21 protein-coding genes are annotated in these 20,752 nt (G+C 70.2%); 12 read left to right on the top strand and 9 right to left on the bottom strand.

The window, feature by feature from the left end:
* Positions 1–288 precede the first annotated feature (288 nt).
* A complete protein-coding gene (locus ACH4YP_RS42925; protein ID WP_361062109.1) occupies positions 289–711 on the top strand; it encodes a YchJ family metal-binding protein in 423 nt (140 codons plus the stop codon).
* 106 nt (positions 712–817) lie between these two features.
* Here the strand turns inward: ACH4YP_RS42925 and ACH4YP_RS42930 are convergent, their stop codons facing one another.
* Entirely contained in the window at positions 818–1,525 is a 708-nt protein-coding gene (locus ACH4YP_RS42930) for a FadR/GntR family transcriptional regulator (protein ID WP_361062112.1), read from the bottom strand.
* A gap of 184 nt (positions 1,526–1,709) precedes the next feature.
* Between ACH4YP_RS42930 and ACH4YP_RS42935 the strand changes: the two genes are divergently transcribed.
* From ACH4YP_RS42935 to ACH4YP_RS42950, 4 genes are all read left to right on the top strand, one after another.
* Positions 1,710–2,219, top strand: coding sequence for a gluconokinase (locus tag ACH4YP_RS42935; protein WP_361062115.1), 510 nt, complete (start codon positions 1,710–1,712; stop codon positions 2,217–2,219).
* Positions 2,220–2,313: 94 nt separating this feature from the next.
* The gene (locus ACH4YP_RS42940; RefSeq protein ID WP_361062118.1) at positions 2,314–3,741 is read left to right on the top strand and encodes a gluconate:H+ symporter; all 1,428 of its coding nucleotides are present in this window, start codon (positions 2,314–2,316) and stop codon (positions 3,739–3,741) included.
* Between the two features lie 25 nt (positions 3,742–3,766).
* Positions 3,767–4,525 carry an SDR family oxidoreductase gene (locus ACH4YP_RS42945; protein ID WP_361062122.1) on the top strand — a complete coding sequence of 253 codons (759 nt, stop codon included), beginning with the start codon at positions 3,767–3,769 and terminating at the stop codon, positions 4,523–4,525.
* A gap of 108 nt (positions 4,526–4,633) precedes the next feature.
* A complete protein-coding gene (locus ACH4YP_RS42950) occupies positions 4,634–5,680 on the top strand; it encodes an L-idonate 5-dehydrogenase (protein WP_361062125.1) in 1,047 nt (348 codons plus the stop codon).
* A gap of 81 nt (positions 5,681–5,761) precedes the next feature.
* Here the strand turns inward: ACH4YP_RS42950 and ACH4YP_RS42955 are convergent, their stop codons facing one another.
* The 5 genes from ACH4YP_RS42955 to ACH4YP_RS42975 form a co-directional block, all read right to left on the bottom strand.
* Positions 5,762–6,427, bottom strand: coding sequence for a cytochrome b/b6 domain-containing protein (locus tag ACH4YP_RS42955; protein ID WP_361062128.1), 666 nt, complete (start codon positions 6,425–6,427; stop codon positions 5,762–5,764).
* Positions 6,414–7,151 (bottom strand): molybdopterin-dependent oxidoreductase, encoded by a 738-nt coding sequence (locus ACH4YP_RS42960; protein WP_398496674.1) that lies wholly within the window; start codon positions 7,149–7,151, stop codon positions 6,414–6,416. Before ACH4YP_RS42960 ends, ACH4YP_RS42955 begins: the two co-directional genes overlap by 14 nt.
* A 158-nt stretch (positions 7,152–7,309) precedes the next feature.
* Positions 7,310–8,875, bottom strand: a complete 1,566-nt coding sequence (locus ACH4YP_RS42965; protein WP_398496676.1) for an APC family permease — start codon at positions 8,873–8,875, stop codon at positions 7,310–7,312.
* A gap of 50 nt (positions 8,876–8,925) precedes the next feature.
* On the bottom strand, positions 8,926–9,876 hold the full coding sequence (locus ACH4YP_RS42970) for a hypothetical protein (RefSeq protein ID WP_398496677.1): 951 nt from the start codon (positions 9,874–9,876) through the stop codon (positions 8,926–8,928).
* A 200-nt stretch (positions 9,877–10,076) separates the two neighbouring features.
* Positions 10,077–11,732: an FAD-binding dehydrogenase gene (locus tag ACH4YP_RS42975; protein ID WP_361062137.1), complete on the bottom strand. Its 1,656-nt coding sequence runs from the start codon at positions 11,730–11,732 to the stop codon at positions 10,077–10,079.
* Positions 11,733–11,881: 149 nt separating this feature from the next.
* Here ACH4YP_RS42975 and ACH4YP_RS42980 point away from each other — a divergent pair, with 149 nt between their 5' ends.
* The 7 genes from ACH4YP_RS42980 (at position 11,882) to ACH4YP_RS43010 (ending at position 17,239) form a co-directional block, all read left to right on the top strand.
* Entirely contained in the window at positions 11,882–12,769 is an 888-nt protein-coding gene (locus ACH4YP_RS42980) for a DMT family transporter (RefSeq protein ID WP_361062140.1), read from the top strand.
* Complete coding sequence (locus ACH4YP_RS42985) at positions 12,766–13,281, top strand: NUDIX domain-containing protein (protein WP_361062143.1); 516 nt, start codon at positions 12,766–12,768, stop codon at positions 13,279–13,281. Before ACH4YP_RS42980 ends, ACH4YP_RS42985 begins: the two co-directional genes overlap by 4 nt.
* Before the next feature lie 377 nt (positions 13,282–13,658).
* Complete coding sequence (locus tag ACH4YP_RS42990; RefSeq protein ID WP_361073238.1) at positions 13,659–14,051, top strand: DUF202 domain-containing protein; 393 nt, start codon at positions 13,659–13,661, stop codon at positions 14,049–14,051.
* On the top strand, positions 14,051–14,380 hold the full coding sequence (locus tag ACH4YP_RS42995; protein ID WP_361073241.1) for a DUF202 domain-containing protein: 330 nt from the start codon (positions 14,051–14,053) through the stop codon (positions 14,378–14,380). Before ACH4YP_RS42990 ends, ACH4YP_RS42995 begins: the two co-directional genes overlap by 1 nt.
* Before the next feature lie 141 nt (positions 14,381–14,521).
* Positions 14,522–14,818 carry a hypothetical protein gene (locus ACH4YP_RS43000; protein ID WP_361073244.1) on the top strand — a complete coding sequence of 99 codons (297 nt, stop codon included), beginning with the start codon at positions 14,522–14,524 and terminating at the stop codon, positions 14,816–14,818.
* Positions 14,819–14,986: 168 nt separating this feature from the next.
* A complete protein-coding gene (locus tag ACH4YP_RS43005; RefSeq protein WP_361073247.1) occupies positions 14,987–16,009 on the top strand; it encodes a phosphotransferase family protein in 1,023 nt (340 codons plus the stop codon).
* Between the two features lie 6 nt (positions 16,010–16,015).
* The gene (locus tag ACH4YP_RS43010) at positions 16,016–17,239 is read left to right on the top strand and encodes an acyl-CoA dehydrogenase family protein (protein WP_361073250.1); all 1,224 of its coding nucleotides are present in this window, start codon (positions 16,016–16,018) and stop codon (positions 17,237–17,239) included.
* Positions 17,240–17,438: 199 nt separating this feature from the next.
* On the opposite strand, the gene ACH4YP_RS43015 is transcribed toward ACH4YP_RS43010, so the two are convergent.
* The 3 genes from ACH4YP_RS43015 to ACH4YP_RS43025 all read right to left on the bottom strand — a co-directional run bounded on the left by ACH4YP_RS43015 (position 17,439) and on the right by ACH4YP_RS43025 (position 20,543).
* Positions 17,439–18,032, bottom strand: coding sequence for a TetR/AcrR family transcriptional regulator (locus ACH4YP_RS43015; RefSeq protein WP_361068966.1), 594 nt, complete (start codon positions 18,030–18,032; stop codon positions 17,439–17,441).
* An 82-nt stretch (positions 18,033–18,114) separates the two neighbouring features.
* On the bottom strand, positions 18,115–19,782 hold the full coding sequence (locus ACH4YP_RS43020; RefSeq protein WP_398496681.1) for a class I adenylate-forming enzyme family protein: 1,668 nt from the start codon (positions 19,780–19,782) through the stop codon (positions 18,115–18,117).
* Complete coding sequence (locus ACH4YP_RS43025; RefSeq protein WP_398496683.1) at positions 19,779–20,543, bottom strand: SDR family oxidoreductase; 765 nt, start codon at positions 20,541–20,543, stop codon at positions 19,779–19,781. Before ACH4YP_RS43025 ends, ACH4YP_RS43020 begins: the two co-directional genes overlap by 4 nt.
* Positions 20,544–20,752: the final 209 nt, after the last annotated feature.

Here is a 20,752-nt window from a genome sequence, read left to right on the forward strand (position 1 = left end):
GCCTCCGGACACGCGTGAACGCTCCGGGCCGCGGCACCGCATCAGCTTTCCCCCGTCAGTGCCCCGGTCGGACGGCCGTCCGGGGTCAAGCAGCACGCTTGTGACTCCTGATGCTCAAGTGCTCAATCCACCGTGCTGTGTGGGAAGTTGCGTATGCAAGGCAGGTTCACGCCACGCCTGGAGGAGGTTCGATGAAGAGCACGGCGCACAGCTCGCACACGATGTACTCGTGTCGGGACGGCTGATTCACGGATCCCCCACAGCCCGTGGTGCAGCAGAATGGAGCGCATGTCCCGACGCACCCCGCAATCCCGCAACCAGCGCCGTTCCGCCCCCGCGCACAACCCCTCCTGCCCTTGCGGTCTTACGGAGACGTACGAAAAGTGCTGTGGCCGATTTCATCGGGGTCAGGGCACGGCCCCCACCGCCGAGGCACTGATGCGCTCGCGCTACTGCGCATTCGTGAAGCACGACGAGGCGTACCTGCTGCGGACCTGGCATCCGCGCACCCGCCCGCCCCGCGTCGAGTTCGATCCGGCCATGCGCTGGACCGGCCTGGAGATCCTCGATACGGGCGAGGGGTCGGCCTTCCACACCACCGGAACGGTGACCTTCCGGGCGTCGTACACCGGCGGCTCGCTCCACGAGCACAGCCGCTTCGAGCGGGTCGAGGGGGCGTGGGTGTACGTGGACGGAGACATCAGCAAGTAGTGCCCCGACAGGGGCGGGGGCTGTGCACATTTGCGGCTCCGCCGCGTGGGCGCAACCAGCCCCAACGCACCCGCGGCCGAACAACTCCCGCCCGAAGCCCAGAAGTTCAGGCCTCCGGGCTCAGAACGTCCAGCTCCTGAAGCGCGCCCACGACGATCTCCCGGGTCAACTCCTCCGCACGGACCGCGTCGCCCCCACGAATCGCCTCCGCGACCTGAACGTGGAGCGTGACCGCCGCGGGGTCGGGGTCCTCGAACATGACCTGATGGTGAGTACGACCGGCGAGAACCTCGGCCACCACGTCACCGAGCCGCGCGAACATCTCGTTGCCGGACGCGTTCAGCACGATCCGGTGGAAGGCCACGTCGTGGACGAGATACCCCTCCAGCCTGTGGCCGCGCGAGTTGGCCACCATGCCGAGGGCGCACTCGGTGAGCTCGGCGCACTGCTCGGCGGTGGCGTGCTTGGCGGCGAGCCCCGCGGCGACCGGCTCGACGGCACAGCGCAGCACGGTCAGCGAGCGCAGCTGCCGCGGCCGGTCCGTGCCGGCCAGCCGCCACCGGATGACCTGGGGATCGTAGACATTCCACTCGTTCGCGGGACGTACGGTGACGCCGACCCGGCGACGGGACTCGACGAGGTGCATCGACTCCAGGACCCGGACCGCCTCGCGCATCACGGAACGTGACACCTCGAAACGCTGCGCCAGCTCGTCGGTGCGCAGCACGCTGCCCGGCGGGTACTCACCCGCGGTGATGGCGGGACCGAGGCTCTCCAGTACACGGCCGTGCAGCCCCCGGCCCGGTGTGCTCATGAGGTGCAGCCTACGAGGCGAACGGCGGGAACAAAAAGTCAGACTTATACGTCACAGACTCTTGAATTCATCTGACCTATGGGTTTCAGTGTCGTGACGGATGCGGCACCTGACGTACATCCGGCATCGAGATGTCGACACAGGGAAGCCGAATCCGAGTGTCGAGGAAGACAGCGAGGCAGTGATGAACACCCCCCACGTCGTCGTGGTCATGGGAGTGGCGGGCACGGGCAAGACCACCATCGGTCCCCTGCTCGCCCAGCGGCTCGGCGTTCCCTACGCCGAGGGCGACGACTTCCACCCCGAGGCCAACGTCGCCAAGATGACGGCCGGGACACCGCTGACCGACGAGGACCGCCGGCCCTGGCTCGACGCCATCGGCGCCTGGGCGCACGGGCGGGCCGGCCTCGGCGGGGTGGTCAGCAGTTCAGCGCTGAAGCGCGACTACCGGGACCGGCTCAGGTCGGCCGCTCCCGGAGTCGTCTTCGTCCACCTCACGGGTGACCGGAAGCTCATCGAGGACCGGATGGCGCACCGCCAGGGCCACTTCATGCCGACGGCGCTCCTGGACTCCCAGTTCGCCACCCTCCAGCCGCTCCAGGCGGACGAGACGGGGGTCGCCGTGGACGTCTCCGGCAGCCCCGAGGAGATCACCGACAGGGCCGTGACCGCGCTGAGCGGCCTCGACCGGTAATTCCCGCGACTAACTCCCGCGGCCCGACGAGCAACCCCCCACGGACCCACGCTCAACCCCCACAGACTTTCCCTCCCCCTCAAGGAAAACCACCGTGACCAGACTCAGCGTCGAGATGCTGGCAGCAGATCCGGTCGAGCCGATCACCTCGGCGGGCCACGCTCAGCTGGGCATCGCCGTACTGGCGGGCATCGCCGTCATCGTCCTGCTCATCACCAAGTTCAGGCTGCACGCCTTCCTCGCCCTGACGATCGGGTCGCTGGCGCTCGGCGCCTTCGCCGGAGCACCCCTCGACAAGGCGATAGCCAGCTTCTCGGCCGGTCTCGGTTCGACCGTCGCCGGTGTGGGCGTACTGATCGCGCTCGGCGCGATCCTCGGCAAGCTGCTCGCGGACTCCGGCGGCGCCGACCAGATCGTCGACACGATCCTCGCCAGGGCGGGCGGACGCTCGATGCCGTGGGCCATGGTGCTGATCGCCTCGGTGATCGGTCTGCCGCTGTTCTTCGAGGTCGGCATCGTGCTGCTGATCCCGGTCGTCCTGATGGTCGCCAAGCGCGGCAACTACTCCCTGATGCGGATCGGCATCCCGGCGCTCGCGGGTCTTTCCGTGATGCACGGGCTGATCCCGCCGCACCCCGGCCCGCTGGTCGCGATCGACGCGGTCGGGGCGAACCTCGGCGTCACCCTCGCCCTCGGCATCCTGGTCGCCATCCCGACCGTGATCATCGCGGGCCCGGTGTTCTCCAGGTACGCGGCCCGCTGGGTCGACGTACCGGCGCCGGAGAAGATGCTGCTTTCAACTGGGGGTTCCCCCCAGACCCCCGCCCAGCGTGCCTCCGAAAACCTGGAGAAGCGTCCCGGCTTCGGTGTCACCATCGCCACCGTGATGCTGCCGGTCGTGCTGATGCTGGCCAAGGCGCTGGTGGACATCGTCGTCGACGACCCCGAGAACATGGTGCAGCGTGTCTTCGACGTGATCGGCTCGCCGCTGATCGCCCTGCTCGCGGCCGTGCTCGTCGCCATCTTCACCCTCGGCCGGGCGGCCGGGTTCACCAAGGACCGGATCTCCTCGACCGTCGAGAAGTCCCTCGCCCCGATCGCGGGCATCCTGCTGATCGTCGGCGCGGGCGGCGGCTTCAAGCAGACGCTGATCGACTCCGGCGTGGGCCAGATGATCCTGGACATATCCAAGGACTGGTCGATACCCGCGCTGCTGCTCGCCTGGCTGATCGCGGTCGCGATCCGGCTCGCGACCGGTTCCGCGACCGTCGCCACCATCTCGGCGGCCGGTCTCGTGGCCCCGCTCGCGGCCGACATGTCGACCACGCACGCCGCACTGCTCGTGCTGGCCATCGGCGCCGGTTCACTGTTCTTCTCCCATGTGAACGACGCCGGGTTCTGGCTGGTCAAGGAGTACTTCGGCCTCAGCGTCGGCCAGACCATCAAGACCTGGTCGGTCATGGAGACCATCATCTCGGTGGTCGCCGGCGCCCTGGTCCTCCTCCTGTCCCTAGTGATCTAGCTCGCTCTCCGGGAGTAGTACGACGATGACTCACCCTCTCTTCGACATCAGGGGCCGTACGGCGCTGGTCACCGGTTCCAGCCGGGGCATCGGCCTCGCGCTGGCCCGGGGCCTCGCCGAGGCAGGCTGCACGGTGGTCCTGAACGGCCGCGACACCGACCGGCTCACCAAGGCCGCCGCGGAACTGCCCGGCGACATCCACACGGCCGCCTTCGACGTCACCGACGGACCGTCGGTGGCAGCCGGGATAGCGGACGTCGAGGAGCGGGTGGGCCCGCTGGACATCCTCGTCAACAACGCCGGGATGCAACTGCGGGCCCCGCTCCTGGAGTTCGCCGACGCCGACTGGCACCGCATCCTCGACACCAACCTCACCAGCGCCTTCCTGGTGGGCCGCGAGGCCGCCCGCGGCATGACCGCGCGCGGTCACGGCAAGATCGTCAACATCTGTTCCCTGCAGAGCGAGGTGGCACGGCCCGGGATCGCGCCGTACGCCGCCACCAAGGGCGCGCTGAAGATGCTCACCAAGGGCATGTGCGCCGACTGGGGGCCGCAGGGCGTCCAGGTGAACGGCCTCGGCCCCGGCTACATCGAGACCGAGCTGACCCAACCCCTCGTGGACGACCCGGAGTTCAGCGCCTGGGTCCGCCGACGGACCCCGGCCGGCCGCTGGGGCCGTACGGAGGACCTGGTCGGCGGAGTCCTGTTCCTCGCCTCCCCGGCGGCGAACTTCGTCAGCGGACAGATCCTGTACGTCGACGGCGGCATGACCAGCGTTCTCTGAGTCGCCCGAAAGCCTGAGTCGCCCGAAAGCCTGAGTTGCCCGAATGCCTGAGCTGTCCGAAAGTCCGAGTTGTCCGGAAGTCTGAGTTCCCCGAAAGGGTATGTACTGATGCTCGGTTGCGTGATCCACGGCCAGGACGACCTGCGCGTGGACGAACTCCCGGTCCCCTCCCCCGGCCCCGGCGAGGCCCTCGTCGCCGTGCGCTACGGCGGTGTGTGCGGATCCGACCTCCACTACTGGCGGCACGGCGGCGTCGGTGACTTCCGCCTCCGCGAGCCGATGGTCCTCGGCCACGAGGTGGTCGGGACGGTACTTCTCCACGGTGACGGCGACGGTGACGGCCCGTCAGGCCCCGCACCCGGTACGCCCGTTGCCGTGCACCCCGCGACACCGTGCGGGGTGTGCCCGGAGTGCTCCGACGGCCGCCGGAACGTGTGCCGCGACACCCGCTACCTCGGCAGCGCGGCCCGCACACCCCACGTCCAGGGCGGTTTCGCGGCCCAGGTCGTCGTCCCGGCCGAGCAGTTGCGTCCGATTCCCGCCGGACTCCCCCTGCGCCGGGCAGCGTTGGCGGAGCCGCTCTCCGTCGCGCTCCACGCGGTACGACGGGCCGGCGACGTGACCGGCAAGCACGTACTCGTCACCGGTGCCGGACCCATCGGCTGCCTGGTCGTCGCGGCGGCGAAGGCGGCGGGTGCCGCACGGGTCACGGTCACGGACCTGCTCCCGCGCGCCCTGGAGTACGCGGTGGCGGCGGGCGCGGACGAGGCGCTGCGCGCGGACGACCCGTCCGCTCCCGCCTGGCCCTCCGAGGTGGACACGGCCATCGAGGCCTCGGGCGTCGCCGCCGGCCTGGACACCTGCCTCCGCCTCGTACGCCGTGGCGGGGTCGTGGTCCAACTCGGCATGCTGCCTCCGGGCCAGTCCCCCTTCGCGGGCAACCTCGTCGTCAGCCGCGAGATCGAGCTCCGGGGAGCCTTCCGCTTCGACACGGAGTTCGACGACGCCCTCGCGCTCCTGGCCCGAGAGCCCCGCTTCGACCACCTGGTCAGCGCGGTGGTCCCGCTCGGCGAGGCGGAATCGGCCTTCACCCTGGCGGCGAACCGCGCGGAGTCCTGCAAGGTACTCCTGGACTTCGGAACACCCGAAGCCTGACAACTCGCGGGAGGCGGCGCCCCTTCAGCGGCACACTCTTCTCATCGGGGAGCGCCATCAAGGGGCGCGGGGAAGCCCCTGCTACGGCCGCCAGAGCGGATGCTCCTCCTCAGCCCACTCCTTACTGACCGACCCCGTCCGGAGCCCCCGCCGGGCCTCCGGACGGGCCATGGCCATCCCGATGTGCCCCGCGAGAACAAGGCCGATGGTCAGAGCGAGCCAGTCATGTACAAAGGTCGCACCCGTACGCCAGACCAGCGGCGCGAGATGCGTGAACCACATCAGCAACCCCGTCCCGAGCATGACGAGAACGGCCCCGGCGATCCACGCCGCGTACACCTTCTGCCCGGCGTTGAACTTCCCGGCCGGCCGGGACTCGGGCCGGGCGTCACGCCGCAACGCCGCCCGCAGCCACACCCCGTCGTGCGCCCCGAACCGGTTGAGCAGCCGCAGGTCCTTCCGGAAGGCCCGTGAGACGAGCCCGGCAAGGACGGGCACCGGCATCAACAGCCCCGACCACTCGTGCACCCGCACGACCAGCTCGCGCCGACCGACGAGTTCGGCGAGCTGCGGCAGGTAGAGACAGGCAGCGGTCGCCACGCACACGCCCATCAGCACCGCCGTCGCCCGGTGCACCCACCGCTCGGCGGGCGAGAACCGCGGCACCCGTACCGAACTCGCGAACCGCTCCCCGGTGTTCGCCGCCCGGTCGGGCGCGTCCGGGACCTCGGTCTCAGGTCGCGTCATCGTCCCGTCCGTTCGATCGGCCGACCCAGGCGTCCACGTCGTACCCCCGGTCCTCCCAGTAGCCGGGCCGGACGTCCGAGGTGAGGGTGATACCGGAGAGCCACTTCGCGGACTTGTAGAAGTACATGGGGGCGACATAGAGACGGACGGGACCACCGTGCGAGTGGTTCAGATCCTTGTCCTGCATACGCAGAGCCACGAGGACATCGGCGCGGCGGGCCTGGGCCAGGGTCAGGCTCTCCGAGTACGCACCGTCGAAGCAGGTGAACCGAACCGCCCCGGCCGAGGACCGCACCCCCGCGGCGTCCAGCAGCTGGGACAGCCGTACGCCCTCGAAGGGAGTGTCCGGCACTCTCCACCCCGTGACGCACTGGACGTCACGCACCATCCGGGTCTGCGGCAGAGCACGCAGGTCGGCCAGTGTGTACGTGGCGGGGTGGTCGACCAGGCCGTCGATCTTGAGGCGGTAGTTGTCCTCGTTCTTGTGCGGGACGGACGAGGTGACCGAGTAGTAGCGGAAGCCGCCGCCGTTGGGCAGCAGGCCGGTCAGCCCGGTCGGGTCCTTGTCCGCGGCGCTGCCCAGGAAGGACTCCAGGCCGCTCTGGAGCGTGGGCGCGGTGGCCACGCCGAGTGCGCCGAGTCCGAGCATCCCGAGCATGAGCCGCCGCCCCACCGGGGTGCCGCTCCCCTCCGGATCCGAAGCGGTCGGTTGTTCCGTGTTCACCTACTGATTCGAACATCCTTGGCCCCCGGAAGCCAGGGGCCAAGGGTGTCCGTCAGAGTTCCGTAATCACTTCTTACGGCTTTCTCAGAACCGCGGCACCCGTGGGCCGAGCGCCGAGAGCGAGTGCCCAACGGGCAGGATGCCGCTGCCCGAGCCGCTCACACGTCGCCCTCGGCCGCCTTCTCCAGCTGGAACGCCTCGTTGCCGAGCCCGATCCTGGCGTGCGCCTCGGGCTTGCGGGCCTTCAGGTACTGGCCCTGGAGGATGCCCGCCACCGCGGCGAGCACGATGATGCCGGGCAGTACCCAGCTCAGCGAGGAGCCGGGGCCCGCGCCCACGAGGACGTCGAAGTCCTTGACGGTGTAGACGGCGATGACGAGCAGCGAGACACCGGCGATCACGGAGGCCACGAGGCGCCAGGCCTGGGCTCCCGCGGCGCCCCGGCGGGCGAAGAACACGACGACGGAGAGCGAGGCCGTCGCCATCAGCAGGATGATGCCGAGGGCACCGACGTTGCCCACCCAGGTGAACAGTTGCAGCACGGGCGTGGTCGGGTCGCCGGTCGGCTTGTCGTCGGCGACGGCGAACGCCCCGACGACGACCACGGCGATGACGGTCTGCAGCAGCGATCCCGTGCCGGGCGCGCCGCTCGCTCCCGTGGTCCGGCCGAAGACGGAGGGCAGCAGGCCCTCGCGGCCCATGGCGAAGGCGTACCGCGCGACGACGTTGTGGAAACTGAGCATCGCCGCGAACATGCCGGTCACGAACAGCACATGGAGCACGTCGGTGAACGTCCCGCCGAGCCGTTCGTCGGTGAGGAAGAACAGCAGTCCGGCGCTCTGCTTCTGGGAGGCGCCCACGATCGCGGAGGGCCCCGCGGCGACGGTCAGCGCCCAGGAGCTGACCGCGAGGAAGACGGCGACGAAGCCGATGGCGAGGAACATCACGCGCGGGACCAGGATGTGCGGGCGGCTGGTCTCCTCCGCGTACACGGGGGCCTGCTCGAAGCCGAGGAACGCGGCGATGCAGAAGCACAGGGCGGTGCCGAGGCCCGCCCCGGTGAGGGTGTCCGGGTTGAAGGCGTGCAGCGACAGGCCCTCCTTGGCGGGGTCGGCGACGGCCGCGATGTCGAAGATGACGACGAGCGCGACCTCGATGACCAGCAGCACGCCGAGCACCCACGCGTTCACGTCGATCTTCAGCCAGCCGAGCGCTCCGACGGCCAGGGCGGCCACCAACGCCGGTATCCACCAGGCGACTTCGACTTCGAGGTAGGTGGCGAAGAGGCCGGACACCTCGAAGCCGAAGATGCCGTAGATGGCGATCTGCATCGCGTTGTACGCGACGAGCGCGACCGCGGCGGCACCCGAGCCCGCGGTGCCGCCGAGGCCTCGGGAGATGTACGCGTAGAAGGCGCCCGCGTTGTGGACATGGCGGCTCATCTCGGCGTACCCGACGCTGAAGAGGAGGAGCACGATGCCGAGGAGGACGAAGAGCAGCGGCTGGCCGACGATGCCCATCACCGCGAATGTGGTGGGCATGACACCCGCGACCACCATGAGCGGGGCGGTCGCCGCGAGAACGGAGAGCAGCAGGCCCCCCGTTCCGAGCCGGTCGGAACGCAGGGCCCGGTCCTGGCCCTTGAAGGTGCTGATGCCGCTGTCGGCGGCGGTCTGTCTGCTCGTGCTCGACGCACTTGAGGTATGCGAACTGCCCGTCGTCATGGCGGGGTTGTCCTTTCGGATGTTCCAGTGGCTGCGGTGTGGGCGTTTGTTCAGACCGTGCCGAGCACGCTGTCGCGTGCGGTACGGAAGGCTTTGTGCGGGTCGCGGTCGGGGTATGACCACGGCACCGGGGTCGCGTACGTTCCGATGCGGTGGAAGAGGGCGGCGGCCTCGGCGCCCCGGCCCTCGCAGAACTTGGCGTGGGCAAGGAAGTTGAGGTCGAGCTGGCTGCGCGGATGGTCGTCGCGCTCCCACTCCAGCCACCAGTCGAAGGCGGCCTTCATCACCTGGCGGGCCCGGCGCCCGACCCAGTGCCCGGAGGCCACGGGATCGGCGGGCTCGATTCCGGCGGCGGCCAGGACGCGATAGCGCTCGGCGTGCGCGACGACCGGAAGAATGGCCAACGGCGAGTCGGCGGGCGCCTGTTCGGCGGACCAGGTCGCGAAGTCGTAGACCTCGTGCAGCGGGTCCTGCCCGGCTTCGGGTCTTCGCTCGGCGAGCCGGGCCACCATCAGATGGTGGGCGTGGTGGTGGTCGGCGTACCGGTGCCGCACCTCGTCGAAGAGCTGGACCACGTCCTGCTCGCCGCCGAGCACGCGCTCCAGCATCAGCAGCCCGAGCCAGGGCGTGGGGTCGGCGGGCAGCAGTCCGGCCGCGACCCGGCATGCCTCGCGCGCCCGGGCCGGCTTGTCCTTGCCGTTCAGGGCGCGCTGCACGGTGGCGAGGGCGAGCAGCACGGAGGCGTCGCCCGACTCCGGCTCGGCGACCAGCCAGTCACGGGCCCAGGCCTGGGTGCTGGACTCCTGCGCGAGGGTGGTCAGGCGATGACCGCGGCGGTCCCAGTCGTCGCCGGTCGCGACGAGCAGGCCGCGTACAGCCGTCCACCGGCCCTGGGCCAACGCGGCGCGGGCGGCGACGAGTTCGGCGTCGTCGAGCGCGGCGTCGAAGGCTTGAGCCGCGCGCTTGCGGCCGCGGCCCAGGGGGGGTGGGGGTGGAGACACCGCGGAACTTCCTCACACGACGCGGTAATTCTGTGGGCATTCTGTGCAACTGGTTGACATTTACCTGAGGTTGGATTCTGTCAGGGTCCAGTTACGGACAGACAACCCCCAGCCAACGGTTCGCGTCAAGCCCGGACAGCGCTTTACACGCGTCAACAACTCGTCAAGGGCCCCGAGTTGAGGTCTCCTTCGCCCCACCGTCAGCCGACGGCCTTCGCCGCCGCCCGCCCCGCCGTACGCCCCGAGAAGAGGCAGCCACCGAGGAACGTCCCTTCCAGGGACCGGTATCCGTGCACTCCACCGCCACCGAACCCGGCCGCCTCCCCCGCCGCGTACACCCCGGACAGCGGGTCGCCGCCCTCGGTGAGCACCTGGGACGAGAGGTCGGTCTCCAGGCCGCCGAGCGTCTTGCGGGTCAGGATATTGAGCCGTACGGCGATGAGAGGCCCGGCCTTGGGATCGAGGATCCGGTGCGGAGTGGCCGTCCGGATCAGCTTGTCGCCGAGGTAGGCGCGGGCCCCGCGAATGGCCGTGACCTGGAGGTCCTTGGTGAACGGATTGGCGATCTCCCGGTCCCGCGCGGTGATCTCCTGCCGCAGCGCAGCCTCGTCGATGAGCGACTCCTTGGTGAGCGCGTTCATGCCCCGCACCAGCGCGCCAAGATCCTTCTCCACCACGAAATCGACGCCCTTGTCCATGAACGCCTGCACCGGCCCCGGCACATCGGCCCGAGCCCGCTGGAAGACACCCTTGACGGACTTGCCCGTCAGATCGGGGTTCTGCTCCGATCCCGAGAGCGCGAACTCCTTGCCGATGATCTTCTGGTCGAGCACGAACCACGTGTAGTCGTACCCGGTCCTCATGATGTGTTCGAGCGTGCCGAGGGTGTCGAAGCCGGGGAAGAGCGGGACCGGCAGCCGTTTACCCCGCGCGTCCAGCCACAGCGACGACGGCCCGGGCAGGATGCGGATGCCGTGCTTCTCCCAGATGGGGTTCCAGTTCTGGATGCCCTCGGTGTAGTGCCACATGCGGTCGCGGTTGATGAGCCGCGCGCCCGCACCCTCCGCGATCGCGAGCATCTCGCCGTCCACGTGCGCGGGCACCCCGGAGATCATCCGCTCAGGCGGAGTCCCCAGCCGCGCGGGCCAGTTGGCGCGCACGAGATCATGGTTGCCCCCGATACCACCCGACGTGACGATCACGGCCTGAGCCTTGAACTCGAAGGCCCCGGTGACACCACGTCCGCTGGCCTGACCCCGCAGGATGTCCGACGGCTCCAGGACCTCCCCGCTCACGGTGTCCACGGCACCCGCGCTCCGCGACAGCCCGGTGACCCGGTGGCGGAACTTCAACTGCACGAGACCTCTCGCGACCCCGGCCCGCACCCGCCGCTCGAAGGGCGCGACAAGCCCCGGCCCCGTACCCCAGGTGATGTGGAACCGAGGCACGGAGTTGCCGTGCCCATTGGCGTCGTATCCGCCCCGCTCCGCCCAACCCACCACGGGAAACCATCGAACGCCCTGCTTGTGCAGCCAGGACCGCTTCTCACCGGCCGCGAAGTCGACGTACGCCTCGGCCCACTTCCGGGGCCAGTGGTCCTCCGGGCGGTCGAAGCCCGCGGTGCCCATCCAGTCCTGGAGAGCCAGCGCGTGAGTGTCCTTGATCCGCATCCGGCGCTGCTCGGGAGAGTCCACGAAGAAGAGCCCGCCGAACGACCAGTGCGCCTGGCCGCCGATCGACTGCTCCGGCTCCTGGTCGAGAAGGATCACCTTGCGCCCCGCGTCGACGAGCTCCGCGGTCGCCGCGAGCCCGGCGAGGCCCGCCCCGATCACGATCACATCTGCGTCGTACGCCATGAGCAGGTCCTCCTCGGCTTGTTACTGGTCGGTCAGATCCTTGGGCAACGGAGTGACCCAGTCAACTGCCGGGCTCCGCACACTCGGGCTACAGTCGGTCGATACCCGCACCCCGCCCGCCACCGTCCGAAATCCCCGAGGTACGCAGCGTGTCGGTTCCGGTTCTCCTCCTCGCCGTCGGCGCGGCCTGCTGTCTCGGCTTCGGCTTCGTCCTCCAGCAGAACGCCGCCTCGCGCGCGCCACTGGGCGACTTCCTCTCCCCCCGCCTGCTCCTCGACCTGGTGCGGGTGCCTCGCTGGCTGGGCGGCATCGGGCTGATGGTCGCCGGCATGGTGCTCGGCGCGATCGCCCTCGCGAACGGCGAGATCTCCCTCGTCGAACCACTGCTCGCGACGAACCTGGTATTTGCACTCGTACTCTCCCGCCGCCAGACCCGGCAGCCGCTCGGACGGCAGGGCTGGGCCGGGCTCCTGCTGCTCGCGGGCGGCGTGACGGCGTTCATCGTGGCCGGCCAGCCACAGGGCGGCGACGCCCGCACGGACCCGTTCCGCCAGTGGCTGATCATCGGCACGGTGCTCGGTCTCGCCCTGCTCCTCACCACCTACGCCAAGCGCTCCCTGCTGAGCGCAGGGCCCGTACTGCTCGGGGTGGCAGCCGGACTCCTCTACGGCGTCCAGGACGCACTCACCCGCGTGAGCGGCCAGCGGTTCTCCGACGGCGGATGGCTCGCGCTGGCCACGGGATGGCAGGTCTACGGGGTCGTGGCGCTCGGCATCACAGGACTCGTACTGGTCCAGAGCGCGTTCGAGACGGCACCCCTGCGAATGTCACTGCCCGCGCTCACCGCGGCGCAGCCGCTCGCCGGTATCGCCTGCGGCGTGGGCTTCCTCGGGGACCGGCTGCGCGCCGACGCGGGCGCTCTGACCTGGGAGATCCTGGGCCTCGCCGGGATCGTGGTCGGCGTGGTGCTGCTGGGCATGCATCCCGCGATGCCGAGCGGTGCGGCACCCAAGGAACGAGTCCGGGTCCGGGCATGAGTTCCGCCGACGAGATCCTCGACGTCGTGGACGCGAACGACGAGGTAGTCGGGCAGGCGAGACGCGGGGACGTATACACACAGGGAATGCGCCACCGCTGCGCCTTCATCCAGGTCAGAGACGCACAAGGCCGACTGTTCATCCACCGCCGCACCCCCACCAAACTGGTGTTCCCCTCCCTCTACGACATGTTCGTCGGCGGAGTCGTGGGCGCGGGCGAGACGTACGACGAAGCGGCGCTCCGGGAGGCCGAGGAGGAACTAGGCGTCTCCGGGCTTCCCCGCCCCACCTTCCTCTTCAAGTTCCTGTACGACGACGGGGCGGGGCGGACCTGGTGGTCCGCGGTGTACGAGGTGCGCTGCGACCTGCCGGTGGACCCCCAGGCCGAGGAAGTCGCCTGGCACGGCTTCCTGCCGGAGGCGGAGGTACGGCGGCGCTTGACGGAGTGGGAGTGGGTGCCGGACGGCTTGGCGGCGTATTCGCGGCTGCGGGCTTTGCGGGAACGGGGCTGAGTGTCACCTGCGGGCAGGTGGAGGCTGGGTGCGCAGTTCCCCGCGCCCCTGGGTGGGAGGGGCTGGGGTCGCCGTCCATCCGCGGACCACGATTGTGGGCCTGTGGCCCCGTGGAGGGGCGGGGCCGCGACGGGAGATCCGGCCCCGCCCCCCCTCGTCGGCGACTGTGTGAATGTCGGGCCGCAAGCCGCCGACGCAGGCGGGGCGGGGCCGTGCCGGTATGTCAGCGTTCGCGACGTACGGCTCCCGCTGGGAACGCCCGCCGATGGCACTCAGGGCAGTACGCCCGGAAGTCGCGAACGTGACATACCGGCACGGCCCCGCCCCACCCACCACCGACAACAGGCGCCACCCCAGCCATGGGTAAGGTCCTCCGCGTGATCGATTTCAGGCGGAACATCCGGTTGTGGTTCGCACCTGAGCGGATCAAGGAGGACGGCAGCACGCCGGACTACCGCTTCTCGCTGGCGAACGAGCGGACGTTCCTGGCATGGCTGCGCACCTCACTCGCACTGATCGGCGGCGGCTTCGCCGTGGACCAGTTCCTGCCGGATCTGCGGTGGGCCTGGCGTGCCGGCCTGGCGCTCGGCCTGCTCGGCGCCGGGGTCCTGTGCGCCCTGCGGGCCGTGAACCACTGGGTGCGCTGCGAGCAGGCGATGCGACGCGGCGAGGACCTGCCGGTGTCACGGTTTCCCGCACTGCTGAGCATCGGCGTGGCCGTCGTGGCCGTCGCCATGATCGTGGTCGTGCTGTTCGGGTGGGAGGGGTGATGAACCCCCATCAGGACACAACGGACGACCGGGACCCCGGCCTGCAGCCGGAACGCACACGGCTGGCATGGCGGCGTACGACCCTGGCGGGAACCGTGGCAGCCGTGCTGGCAGTGAAGTCGGCACTGCACGGCGGGGCGGACGCCGCGGGCATCGCGGTGGCCGCGCTCTGCTGCGCGCTGTGGCTGGGATTCCTCGCCGTCGCACACCGCCGGATCCGCGTACTGGCCGAGGGCGGCGAGCCCACCACGCTCACACCCAGGCACGCCACCGCCGCCGTTCTCTGCACGGTCGCGCTGGCGGCCTGCGCGGTGGCCCTCGTCCTCTGAGACGCCCCGCTGAGGCACCCCGCCCGCTCACCCCTCCAGGACATCCGGACAACACGCGCACCGATTTAGACGGATATGTTGGCTTTCATGTGGCTAGCCTGACCGGCGTCACACTCAGCACCTCCTCCGAAGGTGAGCACCATGACCACCCTCCACCAGGAACACACCGCCCACGAGCACGCCCACGGCCCGGACTGCGGGCACGCCGAGGTGCCGCACGGCGACCACGTCGACTACGCGCACGACGGACATCTGCACCGGCAGCACTCGGGACACTGGGACGAGTGCGAGCCGGGCGGGCACGTCGCCCACGAGGAGCACGGCCACGAGCACGGCGCGGACTGCGGGCACCCGGCCGTGACGCACGGCGACCACGTGGACTACGTTCATGACGGTCATCGCCACGCCCAGCACGACGGGCACTGGGACGACCACTAGGCGACCGCCGGGCACGGAAGACCAAGAACCCCCCGAGTCGCCATCGACGACTCGGGGGGTTCTTCGTGACCGAGACGCCGATCACGTTTTGTCCCCGCACTGGACTGCATACCGACCGGTCGGCATCATGTGGGGAAGTCCTGATTTCCGGCGTACGGAGGAAACACGATGAGTTCAGACCACCCGCCAGGTCTCGATCTCGACCGGCTGCGCGGCCTGCTCGACAGCGAGCGGCCCGGACTGGTCGACGGCCCGTTGACCGGCCGGCTGATCGAGGGCGGACGGTCGAACCTCACGTACGCGGTGACGGACGGCACCTCGAAGTGGGTCGTACGCCGGCCCCCGCTGGGCCATGTCCTGGCGACCGCGCACGACATGAAGCGCGAGCACCGGGTGATCAGCGCGCTGTACGAGACCGCCGTACCCGTGCCGCGTACGCGCCTGCTGTGCGAGGACGTGGAGGTGCTGGGTGCGCCGTTCTATGTCATGGACTTCGTGGAGGGCACGCCCTACCGGACCGCCGAGCAGCTCGCCCCGCTCGGCCCGGAGCGCACGCGCGGCGCGGTACTCGGTCTGGTGGACACGCTGGTCGAGCTGCACGCGGTGGACCCCGCCGAGGTGGGCCTCGCCGACTTCGGCCGGCCGGAGGGTTTCCTGGACCGGCAACTGCGGCGCTGGGGCAAGCAGTTGGACGCCTCCCGCAACCGTGACCTGGCGGGGATCGACGAGCTGCACGCAGCGCTGGGGCGCGAGCTGCCGCACTCCCCCACGGCCACCGTCGTGCACGGCGACTACCGCCTCGACAACGTGCTGATCGGCGAGGACGACGAGATCAAGGCGATTCTCGACTGGGAGATGTCCACGCTGGGCGATCCGCTCACCGACCTGGGGCTGCTGGTGATGTACAGCATCCCGCTCGGCCTGCACGACTCGCCGGTCTCCACGACGGCCAGGGCCGCCGGGCATCCGGAGCCGGCCGAGCTGATCGAGCGGTACGCCGCGCGCTCGGGGCGCGACGTGTCCGCCGTCGCCTGGTACACGGCGTTCGCGTGGTTCAAGCTCGCCGTGATCCTGGAGGGCATCCACTACCGCTACACACTCGGCCAGACCGTCGGCGCGGGCTTCGACCGTATCGGCGACCTGGTCCCCGTCTTCATCGAGCACGGCCTGACCACTCTTCAGGAAGGCTGACCGGCCATGGACTTCGCATTCGACGCACGCACCGAGGAGCTGCGCGCCAAGCTGCTCGCCTTCATGGACGAGTACGTCTATCCGGCGGAGGCCGTCGCCCACGAGCAGCGCGAGCAGCTCGCCTCGCCGTGGGACACCCCGGTCGTGGTGGAGGAGTTGAAGGCGGAGGCCCGCCGCCAGGGCCTGTGGAACCTCTTCCTCCCGGACTCCGAGTACGGGGCCGGTCTGACGAACCTCCAGTACGCGCCGCTCGCCGAAATCACCGGCCGTTCCCCGCAGTTGGCGCCGACCGCGCTGAACTGCGCGGCGCCGGACACCGGCAACATGGAGGTGCTGTCCCAGTTCGGCAACGACCAGCAGCGGAAGCAGTGGCTGGAGCCGCTGCTCGCCGGTGAGATCCGTTCGGCGTTCGCGATGACCGAGCCCGAGGTGGCCTCGTCCGACGCCACGAACATCACGACGCTGATCGAGCGAGCCTCCGACGGCACAGACGAGTACGTCGTCTCCGGCCGCAAGTGGTACATCTCCGGCGCGATGAACCCCGACTGCAAGATCTTCATCGTGATGGGCAAGACGGATCCGGACGGGTCGGACATCCGCCGCCAGCAGTCGATGGTGCTGGTGCCGCGGGACACGCCCGGTGTCGAGGTGAAGCGCGCGATGCAGGTCTACGGGTACGAGGACCACTCCCACGGCGGTCACGCCGAGGTGGTCTTCCACGGGGCGCGGGTTCCGGTCTCGAACCTGATCGGTGAGGAGGGCGGCGGGTTCGCCATCGCGCAGGCGCGGCTGGGTCCGGGCCGGATCCACCACTGCATGCGGCTGATCGGGATGGCCGAGCGGGCGATCGAGCTGATGTGCCGGCGGGCGGTGTCCCGTACGGCGTTCGGCAAGTCGCTGGCGCAGCAGGGGGTCGTCCACAACTGGATCGCGGACGCGCGGGTGGCTGTCGAGCAGTTGCGTCTGCTCGTCCTCAAGACGGCCTGGATGATGGACACGGTCGGCAACAAGGGCGCTCACGCCGAGATCCAGGCCATCAAGATCGCCACGCCTCGTACGGTCGTCGACATCATCGACAAGGCGGTCCAGCTGCACGGCGCCGGTGGCGTCAGCCAGGACTTCCCCCTCGCCGAGCTCTGGGCCGGCGCGCGCACGCTGAAGCTGGCCGACGGTCCGGACGAGGTCCACCAGCGGTCGCTGGCCCGCCGAGAACTGAAGCGGTACGTCTGACCCGCCGGGGCGGGCAGGGTTTTCCTCGCCCCCGCCGCCCCTACCCGTCCCGTCCCTGGGGGCTCTGCCCCCAGACCCCCGTATCGCGCTGGCGCGCTCGTCCTCAAACGCCGGACGGGCTGAAAGTGTCGGCCCAGGCCGCGAAAAATCTAGCCCCTCCGGCGTTTGAGGAGCGGGGGTTCGGGGGCGGAGCCCCCGACTACGGCCTCAGCGCCCGCAGCAGCAGGTCCGCCAAGTGGTCGGCGACCTCCTGTGGAGGGAGTGGGCCGTCGGGGCGGTACCACGTGGACAGGTGGTGGACGGAACCGAAGTGGTAGTCCACGACCAGGTCGGCCGGGGTGGCCGTGGAGAAGACCCCGGCCTCCTGCCCCTCCTCGATCAGCGCACGGAAACGCTCGTGGTACCGGCGCCGCTCCGCCCGTACCTGCTTGTTCTTCTCGGGACTCAAGTGGTGCATGGACCGGAAGAAGATCGCCGCGTCATCGAGGTTGTCGATCGTCGTGACGACGACGTCGGCGGCGGCCCCCCGCAACCGCTCCTCCACAGGCGCGTCCGCACCGGCGAACGCGTCGAGCCGCTCCTGCTGAACCCGCAGCACACGCGCGTACACCTCGTGGAGCAGGTCGTCCTTGGAGCCGAAGTAGTGGTACAGCGCCCCCTTGGTGACTCCGGCCGCCTCGACGATCTCCTGGACCGAGGTGCGGTCGTAGCCGCGCTCGGCGAAGAGCCGGGTGGCGGCCGCCAACAGCCGCCGCGGAACGGGCGTACCGTCCCCGTCCGTCGTTCTGGGCACTGCCGCCACCTGCCTTCCAGTGTTCAATGTGCAGTTCTGTGTACGTGGTCCGCCGGCCGCCCGGCGGTCACCCACCGGCCGTCTACTGACCGTCCTGCGACCGGGAACGCAGCTCCCGACGGAGGATCTTCCCACTTGCCGTCTTCGGCAAGTCGGCCAGGATCTCGACCTGGCGCGGGTATTTGTAGGCGGCCAGTCTCTCCTTGCAGTACGCGGCGAACGTATCCGGGGCCTCATCGGCGCCCGGCCGGAGGCTGATGTACGCCTTGACGGTCTCGCCGCGGTATCCGTCGGGCACGCCGACGACGGCCGCCTCACGGACCGCCGGGTGGGTGTAGAGGACGTCCTCGACCTCGCGCGGCCACACCTTGAAGCCGGACGCGTTGATCATGTCCTTCTTGCGGTCGACCACGTAGAGCCAGCCGTCCGCGTCCATGAAGCCGATGTCGCCGGTGCGCAGCTCGCCGTCCGGGAAGGTCTCCGCGGTGGCCTCGGGCCGGCGCCAGTAGCCGGGCACGACCTGCGGACCGCGTACGAGGATCTCGCCCTGCTCTCCGAAGGGCACCTCAGCGCCCTGGTCGTCGATGATCCGGACGACCGTGTCGGGCCCCGGCACACCGACGGCCAGCGTCCCGGAGGCCGGGTCGACGGGGGCCTCGCGGCCGGGCGGCACGGAGGCGCAGGGCGCGGTGCACTCGGTGAGTCCGTAGCCGTTGCGGATGTACGGCCCGAAGCCCGCGCGGAACCTCTCGACGAGCGCGGGTGGCACGGGCGCGCCGCCGGAGGAGATGTTGACGAAGGAGGAGAAGTGGTCCGGCGTGACGGACGGGTGCGCGGCCAGCGCCATGAAGGCGGTCGAGGGGCCGACCGTGTAGTGGGGCCGGTGCTCGGCGAACGCGTCGAGGACGACGCCCGACTCGAAGCGGTACGCGAGGACGAGCGTGCCCGCGCTGTTGAGACACGCGACGAACTGGCAGACCATCCCGGTGATGTGGAACAGCGGCGCCATCGCGAAGTACACCGGCGCCTCGGGCAGCGCGAGGCCGGTCCGCTGCCGCTCGGCGTTGTACATGATGTTGCCGTGGGTGTTGGTGGCTCCCTTGGGGGCGCCGCTGGTCCCCGAGGTGTAGCTGATCAGCGCCACGTCCGCAGGGCCGGGGGCGCGGCCCTCCGGGGCCTTGTGTCCGGCCCTGGCGACGGTGAGCAGGTCGTCGGCGTCCGGCGCCTGCGGCAGCCGCTCGAAGTTCAGCACGCGTGCGTCGCCCCGCGTCTGGAGGTCCAGTTCGCAGCCGGTCAGCACGACGCGTACGGGCGAGTCGGTGGCCGTCTCGCGCAGATACGACTCCCAGGCCCGGTCGGAGCAGATCAGCGCGGTGACCTCGCCGTCCCGCAGGACGTGGGTGACCTCCCCCGACTTGTACATGGGGTTGACGGGCAGGACGGTCGCGCCGGCCTTCCAGGCGCCGAGGACGGCGACGACGAAGAGCGGGGAGTTCTGCAGCAGGACGGCGACCCGGTCGCCGCGCTCCAGGCCGCGGGCGGCGAGGTGCCCGGCGACGGAGTCGCTCAGCTCGTCGACTTCGCGGTAGGTGAGCCGTCCGTCGAAGTAGGTGAGGAAGGTGCGGTCGGGGGCCTCGGCGACGGCCCGGCGCAGTGCGTGCACCGGGGAGTCGACGGGGCTTATGGGCCCGCGCTGGACGTCGTTCAGGAGCGCGAGCCACGGCTGCGCCGCGTACAGGGAGGTGGTCACCGGCCGTCCGCCTCCCACTTCTGCTGGATGTGGTTCATGTTCGTCAGCCAGCGGTCGGGGTCGGTGGCCCGCGCCCGGTAGTAGTCGGCGACCTCGGGGTGCGGCAGGATCAGGAAGCGGTCCTCCTCGATCCCGGCGAAGAGGGCGTCCGCGACGTCCTCGGGCTCGATGGCGGTGGGCTTGAGCACGAGGTCGCCCGCGCTGCCGGTGCCCGCGAGCATGTCGGTGCGCACGCCCTGCGGACAGATCGCGTGGACCTTCAGACCGCGGTGGCGGTACGTGAGGGAGAGCCACTCGGCGAAGGCGTACGCGCCGTGCTTGGTGACGCTGTACGGGGCCGCGCCGACCATGGTGAGCAGGCCGGCCGCCGAGACCGTGGAGACGAAACGGCCGCTGCCGCGCTCCAGCCAGGCGGGGAGCAGTTCGTCGGCCGCGCGGACGTGGGCCATCACGTTCACGTCCCAGGCGAGCTCCCAGACCTGTTCGGGAGCCGCCTCCGAGCCGCCGGAGGCGAGCCCGGCGTTGGCGCAGTAGACGTCGACCGTGCCGCCGAGGGCGTCCCGGGCCTCGGCCACGATCGCGGAGGCGTCCCCCGGAACGGCGATCGCCCCGATCTCCTCGGCGACGGCCTTCGCCTTCCCCGCGTCCAGATCATTGACGACGACCCGGGCCCCCTCAGCGGCGAACCGCCGGGCGAGCGCGGCTCCGATGCCCCCTCCGGCTCCGGTGACAACCACTCCGGCACCCTGCACGGCTTCCACGTTCGGTCTCCTTCGACACGACGAGATTCGGCTCCACTTCACACACAGACTAACCAGTCGGTATGTAAGGGGGAAGGGCGACAGCGGCGCACCCTGTGAGGGGCGCGGGCTGTGTCGTCCGCGGCTCCGCCGCGTGGGCGCGACAAGCCACAACGCACCCACAGCTTACGAACAACCGGCGGAGCCCTTAGCGTGCTCGTGCCAGCCTT

Origin of the sequence: Streptomyces sp. NPDC020747, from assembly GCF_044334695.1 — a bacterium.
In the GTDB taxonomy this organism is placed as follows: domain Bacteria; phylum Actinomycetota; class Actinomycetes; order Streptomycetales; family Streptomycetaceae; genus Streptomyces.